At 55.2% G+C, this 17,507-nt stretch carries 15 protein-coding genes; 4 read left to right on the top strand and 11 right to left on the bottom strand.

Going from position 1 to position 17,507, the window contains the following annotated elements:
• Positions 1-27 precede the first annotated feature (27 nt).
• Genes BLT66_RS21135 through lptF form a run of 3 tightly spaced genes read right to left on the bottom strand, consistent with a single transcriptional unit; the run spans position 28 to position 2,615 of the window.
• The gene (locus BLT66_RS21135) at positions 28-396 is read right to left on the bottom strand and encodes a sirohydrochlorin chelatase (protein WP_092760898.1); all 369 of its coding nucleotides are present in this window, start codon (positions 394-396) and stop codon (positions 28-30) included.
• A gap of 9 nt (positions 397-405) precedes the next feature.
• The gene (gene lptG / locus BLT66_RS21130; RefSeq protein WP_092760896.1) at positions 406-1,512 is read right to left on the bottom strand and encodes an LPS export ABC transporter permease LptG; all 1,107 of its coding nucleotides are present in this window, start codon (positions 1,510-1,512) and stop codon (positions 406-408) included.
• The gene (gene lptF / locus BLT66_RS21125) at positions 1,509-2,615 is read right to left on the bottom strand and encodes an LPS export ABC transporter permease LptF (RefSeq protein WP_092760894.1); all 1,107 of its coding nucleotides are present in this window, start codon (positions 2,613-2,615) and stop codon (positions 1,509-1,511) included. The genes lptG and lptF overlap by 4 nt, the downstream gene beginning before the upstream one ends.
• Before the next feature lie 54 nt (positions 2,616-2,669).
• Between lptF and BLT66_RS21120 the strand changes: the two genes are divergently transcribed.
• From BLT66_RS21120 to BLT66_RS21105, 4 genes are all read left to right on the top strand, one after another.
• Positions 2,670-4,190, top strand: coding sequence for a leucyl aminopeptidase (locus BLT66_RS21120; protein WP_092760892.1), 1,521 nt, complete (start codon positions 2,670-2,672; stop codon positions 4,188-4,190).
• Between the two features lie 15 nt (positions 4,191-4,205).
• The gene (locus BLT66_RS21115) at positions 4,206-4,640 is read left to right on the top strand and encodes a DNA polymerase III subunit chi (protein WP_092760891.1); all 435 of its coding nucleotides are present in this window, start codon (positions 4,206-4,208) and stop codon (positions 4,638-4,640) included.
• Positions 4,640-4,957: a hypothetical protein gene (locus BLT66_RS21110; RefSeq protein WP_092760890.1), complete on the top strand. Its 318-nt coding sequence runs from the start codon at positions 4,640-4,642 to the stop codon at positions 4,955-4,957. The genes BLT66_RS21115 and BLT66_RS21110 overlap by 1 nt, the downstream gene beginning before the upstream one ends.
• A gap of 157 nt (positions 4,958-5,114) precedes the next feature.
• Positions 5,115-6,248, top strand: coding sequence for a branched-chain amino acid ABC transporter substrate-binding protein (locus BLT66_RS21105; RefSeq protein WP_092760888.1), 1,134 nt, complete (start codon positions 5,115-5,117; stop codon positions 6,246-6,248).
• A gap of 236 nt (positions 6,249-6,484) precedes the next feature.
• Here BLT66_RS21105 and BLT66_RS21100 read toward each other — a convergent pair whose 3' ends face one another.
• The 8 genes from BLT66_RS21100 to BLT66_RS21065 all read right to left on the bottom strand — a co-directional run bounded on the left by BLT66_RS21100 (position 6,485) and on the right by BLT66_RS21065 (position 17,465).
• Positions 6,485-7,576: a sugar phosphate nucleotidyltransferase gene (locus BLT66_RS21100; RefSeq protein ID WP_218922648.1), complete on the bottom strand. Its 1,092-nt coding sequence runs from the start codon at positions 7,574-7,576 to the stop codon at positions 6,485-6,487.
• A 149-nt stretch (positions 7,577-7,725) separates the two neighbouring features.
• The gene (locus BLT66_RS21095) at positions 7,726-9,162 is read right to left on the bottom strand and encodes a phosphomannomutase (RefSeq protein ID WP_092760884.1); all 1,437 of its coding nucleotides are present in this window, start codon (positions 9,160-9,162) and stop codon (positions 7,726-7,728) included.
• Positions 9,163-9,181: 19 nt separating this feature from the next.
• Positions 9,182-10,504, bottom strand: a complete 1,323-nt coding sequence (locus BLT66_RS21090) for a UDP-glucose dehydrogenase family protein (protein ID WP_092760882.1) — start codon at positions 10,502-10,504, stop codon at positions 9,182-9,184.
• 52 nt (positions 10,505-10,556) lie between these two features.
• Positions 10,557-12,524 carry an acyltransferase family protein gene (locus BLT66_RS21085; RefSeq protein ID WP_092760880.1) on the bottom strand — a complete coding sequence of 656 codons (1,968 nt, stop codon included), beginning with the start codon at positions 12,522-12,524 and terminating at the stop codon, positions 10,557-10,559.
• A 166-nt stretch (positions 12,525-12,690) separates the two neighbouring features.
• Positions 12,691-13,443: a WecB/TagA/CpsF family glycosyltransferase gene (locus BLT66_RS21080; protein ID WP_092760878.1), complete on the bottom strand. Its 753-nt coding sequence runs from the start codon at positions 13,441-13,443 to the stop codon at positions 12,691-12,693.
• Positions 13,444-13,453: 10 nt separating this feature from the next.
• Positions 13,454-14,914 (bottom strand): lipopolysaccharide biosynthesis protein, encoded by a 1,461-nt coding sequence (locus tag BLT66_RS21075; protein WP_092760876.1) that lies wholly within the window; start codon positions 14,912-14,914, stop codon positions 13,454-13,456.
• 158 nt (positions 14,915-15,072) lie between these two features.
• Complete coding sequence (locus tag BLT66_RS21070) at positions 15,073-16,260, bottom strand: glycosyltransferase family 4 protein (protein ID WP_092760874.1); 1,188 nt, start codon at positions 16,258-16,260, stop codon at positions 15,073-15,075.
• A gap of 5 nt (positions 16,261-16,265) precedes the next feature.
• Positions 16,266-17,465, bottom strand: a complete 1,200-nt coding sequence (locus tag BLT66_RS21065) for a glycosyltransferase (protein WP_092760872.1) — start codon at positions 17,463-17,465, stop codon at positions 16,266-16,268.
• Positions 17,466-17,507 lie beyond the last annotated feature (42 nt).

The following is a 17,507-nucleotide window of genomic DNA, read 5'->3' as shown; positions in this document are numbered from 1 at the left end:
TGAAATTCATTATGCCTTAAATGTCTATTAAACCTCGGCCAATGCGATGCGGGCCAGCAAGGCCACGAGTTCCGGGTTTTCGCCCACGGACGGTTGCAGGACGATGTCAACGCCCGGGTGGGCTTGGCGCAGCCCGTCCATCAGCTGCGGTAAATCCTCGCGCACATGCTTGCCCACGCCCAGGAACAGCGGCACGACGGTCAGCTGTTGCACGCCTTGCGCCACCAGTTGCTGGGCCGCGCTGGGTAGGTCGGGCTGGGTCAGTTCCAGGTAGGCGCACAGCACCTGCACCTGTGGATCGGTGGCCGCCACCTGGGCTGCCACCGCTTCCATCGGCAGGCGCCACAGCGGGTCGCGCGAGCCGTGCGCAAATAAGATGATTCCGCGTTGTTGCATCAGGGTGAGTTACCGTCGTAATACCAGCCAGCCAAAGGCCGCCAGTGAGAGCATGGAATAGATCATCCCCGGCGCCGCCGCCGTCAGCCAGGGCTGCCAGTTTTGCAGGTTGCCAATATAGCCAAACACGTTGTTCAGCAGGAAGAAGCTGATGCCGGCCATGACGCCGCCAAACACATAGGTGGTAATGGCGCCGGCGCGGAAGTGCAGGTAGGCGAACGGCAAGGCCAGCACCACCATCACCAGGCAGCTCAAGGGGTAGAACACTTTGCGCCAAAACTCGATTTCGTAGCGCTGGGCCGACTGGCCGTTGGTGTTCAGGTGGCGTATGTACTGGAACAGGTCCAGCGTGCCCATGCGGTCGGGTTTGAGCAGGGCGGTGGACACCATCTCGGCGGTGATCTCGGTCGGCCAGCGGAAGCTGGGCAGCTTGGACCGTTCGACGCTGGCGCTGTCGGCAGCCTGGGTGTGGAAGTCGCTGCGCTCCACCGTGGTCATGGCCCAGGCGCCGCCGCTGGCAAATTCGGCCTTCTCGGCGTGCATCAGCGACACCAGCAGACCGTTGCTGTCGAACTCAAAAATCCGTATGCCCTGCATGCGGCCATCGGACGTGAGAGCGCTGACGTTGGCGGCAAACGAGCGATTGTTTTGCTTTTCCTTCAGCCAGGCACCGGTTTGCCCGATGGTGATGTTGCCCTGGTAGCGGGCCTTGATCAGCTGTGCGGTGCGGTCGGTCAGCGGCGCCAGGTAATCGCCGATGCTGAAGGTGGCCACCACAAACACTACGCCCAGCGTGAGCAAGGTGTTCAACGCCCGCCAAGGGCCAAGGCCGCTGGTGCGCAGAATTGTGAACTCCGAGCTCTGCGCCAGCCGGGCCATCACGAAGATAGTGCCGATCAGCACGGTGATCGGCAGCAGCTCGTACAGATGGCTGGGCACCATCAGCCCGACCACCATCAGCGCATGCGTCAGCTGGTAGCCGTTTTCGCCGGTCTTGCCGACCCAGCGCAGTTCGTCCACAAAGTCGAAGAAGAAAAACAGTGCCAAAAAGCCCAGCGTGACGAAGGCCACAGCGGCCAGAATTTCTTTGTAAAGCAGTCGGCGTATGGTTCTCATGCTTGGGTGTCCTGTGCGGTGGGCTTGGGCAGCAGGTTGCGCCAGGACCAATTGTGGTGGCGCGCCAACAGCCAGCCCATGGCCAGCAGGAACACCCCGCCGTGCAGGCCTAGCAGAAAGCCGCCAAACGGCACCGTGCCATTGGCGATCCAGCTTTGCCCCAGGTTCAGCAGGTTGAAATAGACCACGAAGGCGAACAGCGCAAACAGGATGTTGCCGCTGCGCCCCGAGCGCGGGTTACCGCCCGACACCGCCAGCGCGATCACCACAAAGTTGAGTGCCGCCAGCGCCAGGCTCAGGCGCCAGGCCAGCTCGCCCTGGTTGATGGGGCTGGGGTCGCGCACCAGGTCCAGGCTGGAGCGGGCCCGCGAAGGCGTGGTGTCGGTGTTGTCCAGCGCGCTGGAGCTGACGCGGGTGCCGTACTCCTGAAACTGGCTGATCTTCAGGTCGGGCTGGCCGATGGTGGATTCCAGTCGCTGGCCATTGTTCAGGATCAGAAAGCGCTGGTTGCCCACATCGTCGATCTTGGCGCTGCGAGCCGAGGTGACGGTCTCGCGGCCATGGTCGATGGAGGAGATGAACACGTTGTTGCCGCTGCGCTTGTCGGGCGAATCCTTGTCGATAAAAAACACGCGGTTGCCGTTGGCCGACTCCTGGAACTGGCCGGGCGCAATGCGCTCCAGATCGCCACGCTGTTCGTAGCGGTCTTTCATGCCCTGGATCTGCTGGTTGGCCCAGGGCCATACCACCAGCGCGAACGCCGCCACCGCCAGCAAAATCGGCCAGGCAAAACGCAGCAGCGGCCGCAGCAGGCCGGTCAGCCCATAGCCGCTGGCGAACCAGATCACCATCTCGCTGTCGCTGTACATGCGCGACAAAGTGCTCACCGTGGCGACAAACAGGCTGAGGGTCAGAATGGTGGGCAGATAGCCGAGGACGGTATAGCCCAGCACCATCATTACCTCGGATGGATTGACCGAGCCTTTGGCGGCCTGGCCCAGGGTGCGGATCAGCATCATGGTCATCACGATGGTGATTAGAGCTACCAGCGTGGCACCGAAGCCGCGCGCCAGCTCTTTGCGAATAGAAGAATGGAATAACATTGTTGCTTACACACACAAGGCCGCAGCAGTGGGCCTAACCTAAAGATTTGAATTATGAACTTTGAACTGAAGTCTCTGGACCTGGCGGGCTGTGCCACTGAGAAGTGTGATGCCTTGATCGTGTTGGTGTCCGAGGCTTTTACGCCGGGCAAAGATGCATTGTCTCAGTTGATTGCCCAGGCCCGCAAAAGCGGCGACCTGGAGACCAAGCCCGGCAAGCTGCTGCAAATGTACCGCTCCACCGCGGCCGTGGCCACGCGGCTGGTGTTGGTGGGTGCCGGCGACGGTTCGGCGCGCCAGGTACGCCAGGCGGTAGCCGCCGCAGTGGCTACCGTCAAAGCTCCGACCGTACAGAAATTGTTGATCAGTTTTGCCGGTGCCGCCGCGCAGCAAGCGGTGCGCACCGTGGTGCAGACGGTAGCCGAATGCACCTACGTCTACACCACCACCAAGTCCAAGCCCGAAGGCCGCAAGCTGGCCCAGGTGTGGCTGTGTGCTCCCGATGCCGCGGCAGCCAAGGCCGAGCTGGCCCTGGGTACTGCTACGGTCGCCGGCGTGGAGCTGGCCAAGGAATGGGCGAACCGTCCGGCCAACCATGCTACGCCCACCATGCTGGGCACGGCCGCCAAAGCACTCGCGCGCTTCCCCAAGCTGGCCTGCGAGGTGCTGGGCCCGAAAGAAGTCGCACAGCTGGGCATGGGCTCGTTCATGTCGGTGGCGCAGGGCTCCAAGGAGCCACTGCGCTTCATCGTGCTGCGCTACAACGGTGCCGCTAAAACGGTGGCGCCCACGGTGCTGGTCGGCAAGGGCATTACCTTTGATACCGGCGGCATCTCCATCAAGCCATCGGCCGAGATGGACGAGATGAAGTTCGACATGTGCGGTGCCGCCAGCGTGCTCGGTGTGTTCCGCGCGCTGGCCGACCTGAAGCCCGCCATCAATGTGGTCGGCCTGATTCCGGCCTGCGAAAACATGCCCGATGGCGGCGCGGTGAAGCCCGGCGACGTGGTCACCAGCATGAGCGGCCAGACGATTGAAAACCTCAACACCGATGCCGAAGGCCGCTTGGTGCTGTGCGATGCACTGACCTACGCCGAACGCTTCAAGCCGCGCGCCATCATCGACATCGCCACCCTCACCGGTGCCTGCGTGGTCGCGCTGGGCGGCGTGCGCAGCGGCATGTTCTCAGCGGACGACTCGCTGGCTGCAGCCCTGCAGGCCGCGGGCGAATCGGCTCTCGACCCCTGCTGGCGCCTGCCGCTGGACGACGAGTACGGCGAAGGCCTGAAGTCCAATTTTGCCGACATGGCCAACGTGGCCGGCCGCGCTGGCGGTGCCATCACCGCTGCCAAGTTCTTGCAGCGCTTCACCGCCAAAATGCCCTGGGCGCATCTGGACATTGCCGGCACGGCCTGGAAGAGTGGGGCGGCCAAGGGCGCTACCGGCCGGCCCGTCGGTCTGCTGCTCGACTATGTGCTCGGGCAAGCTGCGGCGCCCGTAGTACCTGCGCAGGCAGCTATTAAAACGGTAGCAAAGCGGAAGCCGGCCGCGCCGCGCAAAGCCGCTGCAAAGTAAACCCGACTGCGCTGCATGACCGAAGTTGCCTTCCATTTCAATGCGCCGGACAAGATCAGCTACGCCTGCCGCTTGTTGCGCAAAGCCACCCGCCAGGGGGCACGCGTGGTGGTCACTGGGGCGGCCGATATGTTGCAGCAGCTGGACGCCGCTCTGTGGTCCTTCTCGGCTACCGACTTCGTCGCTCACAGCCTGGCCACCGACGATGCCACGGTGCTGGCTGCGTCGCCCGTGCTGCTGCTGGAGTCGGTGCTGGAAGCGCCGCACCAGCAGGTGCTGCTGCAATTGGGCGATGCGGTGCCAGCAGGTTTCGAGCGTTTCGAGCGGCTGATCGAGGTGGTGACGCTGGACGAAGACGACCGTGCGCTGGCACGCCAGCGCTGGAAGCATTACGCCAGCCGGGGCTATGCGGTGCAGCGCAAGGATCTTGAATTGAAGGAGCCCAGCTGATGTCGAATCCGCCCCGCCAGCCGCCGCGCTATGTACCCACACTCACCGAAGTGGTGCAGTCCAATGTGGTGCCTGTCACCTCGGCGACGCCTCCGCAAGCCCTGGCCCAGGAGGCTCTGGAGGACCAAATCATCCACCGCGTGATGCAGCGCGTGGACCTGTCGCTGGAGCGCCGTTTGCGCGACGCGGTAGCCGCTATGGTGCTGCAGCAGACGCAATCCATGGTGCCGCGATTGCGGGAGGAAATCGAGTTCGTGGTGCGCCAATCGGTGTCCGATGCGGTGGCCGACGAACTGGCGACACGCCAGACGCCCTGACCAAAAAACCTGCATTAGCGGAATTAATGGGCCATCAGTTCCGGCCTCGGCATCTTCCCTATGTTTCAGGCCCAAAAATTGCGCTATCGTGCCGCTCGTGAAGTTATTTGATTCACAGAGTTATTTGTTCTCTAGTTTGTCCACTATCGGAGTTTTTATGCAAATGAAGTTGAAACTGACTGTCGCTGCCGCCATTGCAGCTGTTGCTGGCATGGCTGCAGCCCAGGACGTGCAGGTCGTCAAGATCGGCCACGTCGCCCCCATGTCTGGTGGCCAAGCCCACTACGGTAAAGACAACGAAAACGGCGCCCGCATGGCCGTTGAGGACTTGAATACCCAGAACATCGTTATCGGTGGCAAAAAGATCAAGTTCGAACTGGTGGCAGAAGACGACGCAGCGGATCCAAAGCAAGGTACCGCTGCTGCACAAAAACTGTGCGATGCAAAGGTTAACGGCGTTGTGGGCCACCTGAACTCCGGCACCACCATCCCCGCATCCAAGGTCTACAACGACTGCGGTATCCCCCACATCACCGGCGCGGCAACCAACCCCAACCTGACCAAGCCCGGCTACAAGACCACCTACCGCATCATCGCCAACGACAACTCGCTGGGTGCAGGGCTGGCCTTCTACGCCATCGACGCGCTGAAGCTGAAGAAAGTCGCCATCATCGACGACCGCACCGCTTACGGCCAAGGCGTGGCTGAAGTGTTCAAGAAGACCGCTTTGGCCAAGGGCATGACCGTGGTGGACGAACAGTTCACCACCGACAAAGCCACCGACTTCATGGCTATCTTGACCTCCATCAAGTCCAAAGCACCTGACGCTATCTTCTTCGGCGGTATGGACCCCCAAGCTGGCCCGATGCTGCGCCAGATGGAACAACTGGGCATGACCAACGTCAAGTACTTCGGCGGTGACGGCCTGTGCACCAACGAAGTGGCCAAGCTGGCTGCTGGCGCCAAGACCCTGGACAACGTGGTGTGTGCCGAAGGCGGCGCATCCTTGGCCAAAATGCCTGGCGGCGAAGCCTGGAAGAAGCGTTACGACGCCAAGTTCCCTGGCCAGTTCCAGATCTACAGCCCTTACACCTACGACGCTACCATGGTGCTGGTTGACGCTATGAAGCGTGCCAACTCCACCGATCCCAAGGTCTACACCCCAGAGATCATCAAGACCAACTACAAGGGCGTGACCACCACCATCGGCTTCGAAGCCAATGGCGAACTGAAGAACCCAGCGATCACCCTGTCTGTCTACAAAGACGGCAAGAAGACCGCGCTGAACTAATCGGTTCCAGCACCCATAAAAAAGCCACCGCGAGGTGGCTTTTTTTATGTCTAAGTGGAATGCCAGATTGCTACATATTAGATAGCTGCTGCCGCAAGTACCATGAGCGCCAGCGGCCTAAAAAGCATATACCTCGCATAGAGATACCCCTTCCAGAGATACCGTGGATCTGGCTCCGCCAGTCCACAGGTATCGACCCCTGCAAGGGGGAGGCGCAGCCTCGGGGGTGAGCCAAACTATGCGCGTGCGTCGCCCCAACGCAGCTGGGCGGTTTCGTCGCCGCGGTACAAGGTCTCACCGGCGCGGTCCACGCAGTAGTTGGGTGACACGATCATCTCGTTGAAATGCATGTCGGCCGCAATGCGGGTGTACTCAAACAAGATGCTACGCGTCACCTTGGCGCCCGAGCGAATGTGGCTGCCGTGGCCGATCCAGCAGGGGCCGATGATGGTCGCACCCGGCTCGATTTTGACGCTGGAGCCGATGTACACCGGCCCCTGGATGTTGCACTGGTCCCAGGCCACCGAGGTGTTCAGCCCAACCCAGATGCCTGGCTTGACTTCGCGACCCGGTATGTTCATCTGCGCCACTTCGCCGCGCAGCACGCGCTGTAGCACCGCCCAGTAGTCGCTCACGCGGCCAATGTCGATCCAGTTGAAGAAGCGCTTTTGTGCATAGAACGGCAGCTTTTCGGCCACCAGCTGCGGAAACAGCTCGGAGCCAATGTCGTAAATCTTGTTCGCCGGGATCATGTCGATCACTTCAGGCTCAAAGATGTAGATACCGGTGCTGGCCAGCGTGGACTGCGCTTCTTCGGGCGAGGGCTTCTCCTGGAACGACTGGATTTGCCCTTCGGCATTGGCTACCACGATGCCGTAGTTGGAGACTTCCGTGCGTGGCACATCCAGCGTCACCACGCTGGCTATCGCACCCTTGGCCTTGTGTTCGTGCAGAGCCGCGCCAATGTCCAAGTCGATCAGTGCATCGCCGCACAGCACCAGGGTAGGCTCGTCAAAAAAGCCGCTGAAATCCTGGATGCGCCGCATGCCACCGGCCGAACCAAAAGGCTTGGGTATCACGTCACCATGTTCGCGTACGCCTTCGTAGGCGTAGCCAATCTGCACACCCCAGCGGTGGCCATCGCCGAAGTACTGCTCAATCTTGTAGTGGTTGTATGCCACATTCACCATGATCTCTTTGATGCCGTAGTTGGCCAAATGCTCGATCAGGTACTCCATGACCGGCTTGCCCAAGATGGGCACCATTGGTTTAGGCATGTTCTTGGTCAGGGGGCGTACGCGCGTCCCTTGGCCTGCTGCCAAAATCATTCCCTTAGCCATTTTTACTCCTTGGATTCATTTGCATAGTTAATACGAACTCCGAATAGACCATTATGTTGTGACAGGTTCAATTTGCTTGTGCGGTCGAATACATTGGTTAATTACATATTCGACTAAGCGTTGTCACTTGCATATATTTAGCCTGCGGCACTACGTACTTGTATCAAGCACGCATCACACAGCAACTTGGCATGCTCCGGCGTGTCTGCCTCGGCATAACAACGCAACTCAGGGGCATTGCCTGAGGGGCGCAAATGCACGATATCGCCCGATTCGAACGTCACACGCAGCCCATCGGTCTGGTCTGTTCGAATGGCGTTGCCGGACTGTGGTGCCAGGGTAGATGCCAGCAGGACCGGTTGCTCCAACAACTGCTGAAGCAGTGCTCGACTTTTTTCGGTAGCAAAGTTTTGCAGTCTGTCGCTGGCCGTGAAGCGTGGCGGCAAATCCTGCGTCAGCGCGGACAGTTTGCAGCGATTTTCTTGTGCCATGCACAGCAATGCCAGCATGGGTAACACTGCGTCCCGGGTCGGTAGTGCGCTTAGACGGCGGGCATGCCGCACCACGTCGCTGCCTAGTAAGAAACCACCATTGGCTTCGTAACCCACAACCAATGCATTGCCTTGCGCGACCGCCGCGTCCATACCGGCAATCACGTAGGGCGAGCCAATACGGGTGCGCGCCACATGCGTAAATACGCCGCTTTTTTCTGCCGCGGTATTGCTGCTCACGGGCGTCACCACCACCTGGGCTTGCAAATACTTGGCGCACAAAATGCCCACTACGTCACCGCGCAGCCATTCGCCGTTCTCGTCCCCAATCAGTGGCCGATCCGCGTCGCCATCGGTGGATAGCAGTGCGTCGAAGTTATATTCGGTCGCCCATTGCCGGGCTTGGGCCACGTCTTCAGGGCGCACCGCTTCCGTGTCGATGGGCACAAAAATATCGGTCCGGCCCAAAGCGATCACTTGGGCGCCCAATCCCTCCAGAATCGAGCGCAGAACATCGCGCCCCACGCTGGAGTGCTCATACACCGCTACCGTCAGACCTTGCAGAGCACTAGGCTCAAAAAAATCCAGGTAACGCTGTACATATGCCGCACGGGCTAGGCCATCGGGCAAGGGTAGAACTGGTGGTGTCACCGCGGCCGGCAGGCTGACCGCCGCATCCAACATCGCTTGTTCGTCGGCCTTCGATATTTCACCATCGGCGCGGTAAAACTTGATGCCATTGCGGTCGAATGGAATGTGGCTGCCCGTCACCACAATGGCAGGTGCTCCCAGTTGGGCCGCATAAGCGGCCAGGGCAGGGGTGGGCAGCGCCCCGGCGTAGATCCATTCGCGGCCCGAATCCTGGATCGCTGCGGCACAGGCTGCTGCAATGCGCGGGCTGCTCGGTCGCAGATCGTGGCCCACAACTACTTTCTCGGCGCCAGCGGCCACGCTTTGCAAGAAGGCGGTGGTGTATGCATAGCAAAGCTCGTCTGACATGGCCTCCACCAAGCCCCGGGCGCCACTGGTGCCGAAAAGCACGCCTGAGCGAATCGTGGTGTCTTCGAAACGATACTGCTGCATTAATAAGCCCTCACGTAGATCAACGGCCAATTGCCAAATACTCTATGCCCATGGCGCGCACCACCTTGGGGTCGTACATGTTGCGGCCATCAAAAATCAAGGGGTGCTTCAGTTTGGCTTTGAGCGTGTCGAAGTCGGGGCTACGGAACTCCTTCCATTCGGTCACGATCACCAAGGCGTCGGCGTTGTCCAGCGCAGCGCTTTGGCTGTCGGCATAGGTAATGCGGGGCTCGTTGGGAAAGCAGTGCTTGGCTTCGGCAATCGCCACCGGGTCGTACGCGGTAACGGTGGCGCCCGCATCCAGCAGGTCTTTGATGACCTCGCGGCTGGTGGCTTCGCGCATGTCATCGGTATTGGCCTTGAACGCCAAGCCCCACAGCGCGAAGTGCTTGCCCGCGAGGTCGCCGCCAAAGCGTGTCTTCACCTTGGTGCCCAGCACGTGCTTTTGTGCATCGTTGGCGGCCTCTACGGCATTTAGCACCTTCATGTCGATGCCGGCGTCTGTTGCGGCGGTCTTGATCAGCGCCTTCACGTCTTTTGGAAAGCACGATCCACCATAGCCCGCGCCCGCGTACAAGAAGTCGTAGCCAATACGTGGGTCGCTGCCAATACCCTTGCGCACCTGCTCAATATCGGCACCCAGCTTTTCGGCCAGGTTAGCCAGTTCGTTCATAAAGCTGATGCGGGTGGCCAGCATGGCATTGGCCGCGTACTTGGTCAGCTCGGCGCTACGTACGTCCATTACGATCAGGCGGTCGTGGTTGCGTTGGAAGGGCGCGTACAGCGCGCGCATGTTCAACGCCGCCTGTTCATCGTCGCAGCCCACCACAATCCGGTCGGGCTTCATGAAGTCGTCGATGGCCGCGCCTTCCTTCAGGAATTCGGGGTTGGACACCACGCTGAAAGGCGTGTCCACGCCGCGCTTCTTCAGCTCTTCGGCTACTGCCGCCTTCACCGCGTCTGCCGTGCCCACAGGTACTGTGCTCTTGTCCACGATGACCTTGTAGTCCGTCATGTACTTGCCAATGTTGCGCGCGGCAGCCGTGACGTATTTCATGTCGGCCGAGCCATCTTCGTCGGGCGGCGTACCCACTGCAATGAACTGCACGGTACCAAAGTGCGCAGCTTTTTCCACGTCGGTCGTGAAGTGCAAGCGGCCGGCGGCTACGTTGCGGCGCACCATTTCTTGCAGACCAGGTTCAAAGATGGGAATGCCCCCATCTTCCAAAATCTTGATTTTGGCCGGGTCCACGTCCAGGCACAGCACATCGTTGCCGACTTCGGCTAGGCAAGTGCCTGATACCAAACCCACATAGCCCGTTCCAATAACCGTAATTTTCATAAATAAACTCTCCCAAACTAAAAACTAACGCAATGGCTGCCACAAATCATTTCTATAGCGGCTCAAATACTTTTGCAAACATCGGCACCAACAGGCGGTTGCCAAATTCACTTAAATGATTGTCGTCGTAATATACCGGCCGACCATTCTTCAGACCCTGGCAGGCGCCATCTTTGCACAGGTACGGTAAGGGATCGAGAATCTTGACGCCGCATTGCTCACGGGCCGCATCCTGTGCTGCCCAGATGAAACCATTGCGTTGACGGTAATCGGTTAAGCTCAATGAAGTTGCTGATTCATGACCCCATACCATCGCGCGAGCCGTATTTGGAATGTCAACATTCATTTCCGGAAATGGTCTGACCAAATAAACTGGATGCTCTTTGGCAAGTGCACAAGCTGCCTCAGTGATGTGCTGTGCATATTCCTTAAGAAATGCGGGTTCTGCCGTCGCATAGGGGCGTGAAAAATATACCCAGGGAGTGCTAACTTGCCCTTGTGTAAACTTTCCAAAAGCGTATTGCCCAAGTCTGTTAATGACCACGATGGGAACGTTTTTTGGTATTTCAGGAAGTTTTTGAAATACCCATGTAACAAAATCTCCACATTTATTATTTCCATCAAACCCCATACGGTGAGCACCTATAAAAATAGGACAACCACTATACGACCATTGCATCACAGCTCCTGCATGGTTCGAGGGAACCGCTGCCGCCACACCATTTACCGCTGCATCCGCGTGGCTATCACCCAGCACAATCGCGCGCAGTGGACCCTCGCCATACATGCAGGATGGCGAAGAAATGCCTTTGCTGGGATGGCAGGCATCACGTCTGGGGTTTTTATCTAGAGTGGCCTGGCTGATTACCTCTAGCTCATGTGGAAACCGTCCTAGTACACCTTGCTGTAACTGAATTACCATCCCTGCGGTGGCTACGACGGCGGTTGTCCCTGCCAACGCAGCCGCACTGAATCCTAGCGACAGTTTGTTAAATTGTTTGCGGGCCGGTGTTTCTACCCACTGGTAGGACAGGTGCCCGAGAGTGATCGTCAGTAGCAGTCCGGCTGCAATGGCCAGCGGCGCAGCCTGCACATCCAGGTAACGCAGTGCAACGACGATGGGCCAATGCCATAGGTAGATTGAATAAGATCGTGTGCCCAACCACTGTGCAATGCTGTTGCCCGTCCACACCGAGTCGGATCTCCCGGCCAATAGCACCAGGGCGGAGCCCAGTACCGGAACCATGGCTTGCCAGCCTGGCCAGGGTGTTGTTGTGTCAAAGACAAGTATTGCCCCGACTGCCAAGGCCAATCCGGCTGCTTCCAATGCGCGTCGCATACCCGTGCTGAGTGCAAGGCGCGTCGCCCCTAAGTAGACCAAGCCACCTGCCAGCATTTCCCAGGCACGGGTTGGCAGCACAAAGAATGTACCTGTGGGTTTGGTTGGTGTGAGGGCAATGCATAAGCCGTAAGACAGCAGCAAGCCTATTGCCAGTATCCATGTCAAAGGGGTGCGGCCTGGGCGGAGCTTCCATACGCCCAGCAATACTAGCGGCAGTAACAGATAGAACTGCCATTCAACGGCCAGGGACCATGTATGCAATAGCCATTTGTCATGCGAGGTTGCATCAAAATACCCGGCCTCCAGCCAATATTTCATATTCGATACAAAAGCCAGACTGGAGGCCGCGTGCACGCCCAACAGTTTGTAGTCGGCGGGCGGCAGCATCCACCAGCCAAGAAGCAGCAGCACAGCGCACAAAACCACGAGTGCCGGCACAATGCGGCGCGCTCTTGCCATGTAAAAGCTGATGACGGAAAACGTGCCACGTTCCAAGCCCGTGACCACAATGCCTGTCATCAAGAGCCCCGAGATGACAAAAAATATATCAACCCCTACAAAGCCGCCGCTGAAACCGGGTACACCAAAATGGTAGAGCACAACAGCAACCACCGCCCATGCGCGTAAGCCGTTGATATCGTCTCGGAATCCGGTTAGGGCCGGTTTGTTTTGGGTCATGCAGAGATCCTTTTCATGGGTAGGGTGCCGTCCGTGACCATTGGGCAGAGTTGCGGACATTTTGTGTAATGAGAACACAAAAAATAATAAAAAATGCCTTTGGTGCTTATCTGGCTTGCGTTGATAGCTATATTTTTAGTAGCTAAATGTTACTAAAAACTGAACACTAAACACTGTGCTTTTGCTTATTGCCATAACGCAGGCATACAAAAAGAAAGCGAGCAATGTCTATCGTGTAGCGCCGCATGAGCCGTGTAGGCTCCTGAAGCAGTCGAAACAGCCATTCACACCGTATTTGCTGGACCCAGCGCGGAGCACGTTGCACCCCACCGGATAGAAAGTCGAAAAGGGCACCCACACCTACAAACAGCTGCGCATCCAGTGAGGCCATATTTGCGCGTATCCACTCTTCCTGCAAAGGATTGCCCATGGCGACAAGAACAATATCCGCCCCCGACTGGTTGATGCGTGCACATTGCTCCGCAGGCGATAGCTTGGAGTAGCCATCTAGGCATCCAACCACTTGCTTGTTGGAGTTCTGTTCAATCGCGGAGATTGCTTTCTCTGCCACCCCTGGTTTGCCACCCAGAAGAAAAATCTTGTACGGAGCCGCAAGATTCTTGAATAGATAAGGTAAAAAATCGGTTCCGTTGAGATTGTCTCGGAAGCGCTGTCCGTGCACCAGTTTGCAAGCAATATCCAGGCCAATACCGTCGTTCACCAAAATAACTTCTTCACCTTTAAGCCATGGCTGTAGGGGTTGGCATTTCAATACAAAATTTGTATTGGCAAAGAGCAGTACTGATTTTTTATGCTTATTAAGTCTAGTTTGCAGCATTGCAGCCAAGACGGAAGACGTGGTGGATCGAATTGGATAACCGGCGAGAGGAAGTAGTTCTATATGGGTATTGTGTTGCATTGCATATGCCCTAGCTAGTGGAGGGGTGGCGACGGCGAATAAGCTCTTTCAGCGCATCATATGAAGATGGCCACATTTTGATGACGATTAAATGCGTAATAAAAAATGTCAATGCACCTGCCGAAACCATGCAGCCTAACGCCCATATATTTAATGGCATATATTTGTAAGTCGCCATTAAAAATAATGACATGGCAGTTGTTGCCAATAATGGGCTTTTTAATGCAGATATTAACTTTAAAAAACTAAAATGCATGCGGCTATTTGCAAGTCGCTGGGGCCATGGCCACACAATGGCGCCGGCCAGTACGAATCCCACCGAAGTCCAGGCCAGGCCCAGGCCCAGGCCCGAGAACATCCAGCCAAGCAGTAATGCAAGCAAGGTTTGCACTAGGCCTCTTTGCATGGGAACCGTGCGTGACCCGGTTGCGAACATCAGGTAATCGTTAATCTGGTTGGCTGCCAGCAAGATATACAAAATGGATAGCAGTGCAACGATAGGGGCTGCTTCTACCCACACGGCGCCAAATAGCAGCGTAATCGTGGGTATTGCCAGTATGCTCATACCGGCGAGTAGCGGCGCCATTAGAAAAATGGTTGTTCCCAATATGCGTACATAAGCATCACGCAACGCATCGGGATTCTTGCCTGCTTCTGCAAATGCAGGTATGGCGAGTTTCAGCAGCGAACTCCCGATCACTAGATAAACCGCAGATGTCAAACGTTTGGCAAAGTTGTAAATGCCGGTTGCGTAGCTACCGAGAAAAATACTGACCAAAACCGTATCACCCTGGCTCGCTAGGAAGTTGAACAGGCCTGTCATGCTGACACGAGAAGCCTCTGGTAAGAATTCTTTAAACGCTAAATTACGCAAAGCAATCTGCGGAATCCAACGCGCTTGTGCGACCAATAAAGCAAGGGCCAGGCAGCTCGTCACTACTTGTTGCGCGACCAATGCCATAACGCCGGCGCCGCGAAACGCCAGCACGATACCGACAGTTCCACCTATCGTGACCGAAACGATAGAGCGGATCGCCAATGGACGGAACTCCATGCGTCGAACCAATCGTGCTTCATAAACCGAAGCAGTTCCAGTGGCTAGCACTACCAAGCTCATCCACGACAGTACTTGCACCAACTCTGGGTGTGCGTAAAAGCGTGACACAAATCCTGCGCCAGCCAGCATTAATATGGACATGCAAAGAGCGGCCAAGACACAAACACTAAATGCCCATGAGTACAGCGTGTCTGATGTGGATTCGGCTCTGGCGACCGGATGGGATATAGCATCGAATACGGTTTGCCTCACAAACGTAACAATGACGTGGGCAATCGCAATAAGTCCGAACTCCTGGGGCGCCACAAAGCGCGCCAGCACCATGAATACCAGAAACGACAGTACTTGCTGGGCCAGGTTGTCCAGCATGGACCACTTCGCCCCTGATCCGAGATGACTTTGAGGTTTAGTCATTACGAATTATTTTCAGTGCATAAATTGCGATGAGCGTACATCTGATTATTTTAATATTCGGATGTTTTTTTGAATGGAGAGTATTTTTCACGTATTAGTAAAAATAATAGATATGTGGGGCAGCTTCATCTCTATTTTTTAGAGTGAAAATAGAATGGTTACTTTGATTTGTGTGTCAAAACCTGTAGAAAGAATTTTTCATATTCTTCAACAATGACCGAGGGCACATAGCGTTCTGCTTCGGTTTTGACGGTTTTAATCATGTTCTCGTATGATGCGCTTGCATCTACAGCACGTATGCAGGCGTCACGAAGACCATTAGGGTTTGATGGATCAAATAGATATCCTGTATCTCCCTCGCGCACCAGTTCAGATAAGCCTCCACGCGCTGAAGCAATGACTGGAACCCCTTGCACATAGGCTTCTATGACTACCCGTCCAAACGGTTCATTCCACATGGATGGAATAACGGCGAAATCAATTTGTGAATAAACGGTGTCTGCCTCAACCCAGCCCAAAAATTTAATACGCTCTGAAGAAAATTTTTCTATTAATTGAGCTTCGTAGTCTTTTTTCCCACTTCCGGCAATAACTAAGCGAAAGTGGCTTGGTAGTTTGCTGAATACTTCCAATATTTCTGAAACTCCTTTTTCTGGCTCCAGTCTACCCATGTACCCAAAAGTATATGTGCTCTTTTTTTCTGATATTTTGTTTGCTTTTTTGGTTGCGGGAACGGCATTGGATATTACTGTGTGCAATGCTGTGGGAAATAAAGATTTATGTTGATTTAAAATAAAATGACTAATGCCTACAACGCCGTCTACATATTTTGCTGCGTGCCTTCTGCCTACGGTGAGAGCAGAGCATTTCACGCATGAGTTAACGCAGTTTCTGTCATCAGAAAACATTGTTCCTTTGAAGCAGCGAATGTAATAACTGCGCAATATGTGAACAACGGGAATATTCCTACGATTGCATGCTTGCCAAACTGCAGGACCGAAGTTTTCAATCGTACTGGAAACAACAATATCTGGATTGAACTCCAGGAGCTCCCGTTCGACCAGGCTGATGGCGCTGGGGTTGTAGTTATCCAGCACATGCCAGACTAATTTTTTAGGAATAGAGTAGTCACTACGAAAATTCCAGTAAATATTTGGAGATGGAAAAGTCTTTATTTGCGTTTTTCCATCTACATCCAAATACTCTCCCGTCTTGTCGGCCACTGTTACAACCCGAATCTGGTGCCCTTTTGCACTTAATCCTTGCGCAAGAATCTGGGTTGATTTTTCTCCTCCTCCCTTGATGTTGGGAGGGTAAGCTGAGCAGACAATAAGAATTTTATGCATTAATTTTATTTGCCTTTACTATTTTCAATGGTTCTAACTAAAAAATCTTCTATGCGATTTGATATAGTTGAAATATCAAATGTTTTGGAGTGCTTGAGGGCATTCTCAGCTAATATGAGTCTGGCGGGTTCATTGGGTTCTATAACATCCCGAAGCAGGTTTGTTAATTCAAGATGATTTCCTGATTCAAATGTGTAACCATTTTTGCCCTCGATAAGGCTTTCGGAAATACCCCCGGATCGAGCACAAATAACCGGTACACCGTAAGCCAACGCCTCAACCACAATGCGTCCAAATGGCTCTTTCCACTTGGAAGGTACGACTAAAACGTCGAATAATGGATAGGCATTCTCTGGCTTTACCCATCCTAGGAACTCTACGTCGGCTTGGCCAAATTGCTTTTTCAGTTGTTCAACGTATGCGGGGTCTTCGCCCGTTCCGCCTATGATAAATTTCATATTGCCTGTTTGGCCAATGCTGCGTGCAGCATCGGCTAGTACATCGACACCTTTGTGCGGTGAAAGTACGCCCATATATCCGACAACTAAAGGGCCATTGCGCCTTTTGGGAACCCGTCCTGCTATTGGTGGCATTGCCCCGGGTATGACTGCAGATTGTGCATTTGCAAAGTAACCCAGTTTAAGATGTTCTTGCAATACGAAACTGGTTTCTCCAAAAACACCATTTACCAAAGAAGTCATGGGTTTTTTACCTGTGGAAAGTATTTTGCAGCTCGTGCATTGCCCTGTGCAATTTTTTCCATTCTTGAAAAATCCACCACGCCAACAAGCAAGAAAATAGCTTTGAATGACATGTACCACGGGCGTGGAGTGCAATCGTGCCAATAACCATGTTGCAACATTTGTATTTTCTATGCTGATGGTAACCACAACATCTGGCGAGAATTCTTTGATGTGCGGTCGCAAGCGAAAATATGCGACTGGATTAAAGTTTTCCAATACATGCCAAACCAGCTTAATAAAAGCGGATCGTTTTGTAAAAAAATAATCCCAATAGACGTTAGGGGAGCGAATTATGTGAACCTCTACGTCTTGATATCGCTCTACACCGGCTTTATCCCCTACGGTAATAACACGCACATCGTGCCCTTGCGCCAGCAGTCCGTTGGCAATCATGTATGAACCAGCAGGGCCACCACCTTTACCACGGGGGGGGAAAGCAGAACAAACAAGTAATATTTTCATGCTAAAAATAATTTTTTATTATATTGACGTGGCATTTAATTT

Origin of the sequence: Rhodoferax sp. OV413, assembly GCF_900104385.1 — a bacterium.
GTDB lineage: Bacteria > Pseudomonadota > Gammaproteobacteria > Burkholderiales > Burkholderiaceae_C > Rhodoferax_B.
This window is presented reverse-complemented; position numbering and strand designations above follow the sequence as displayed.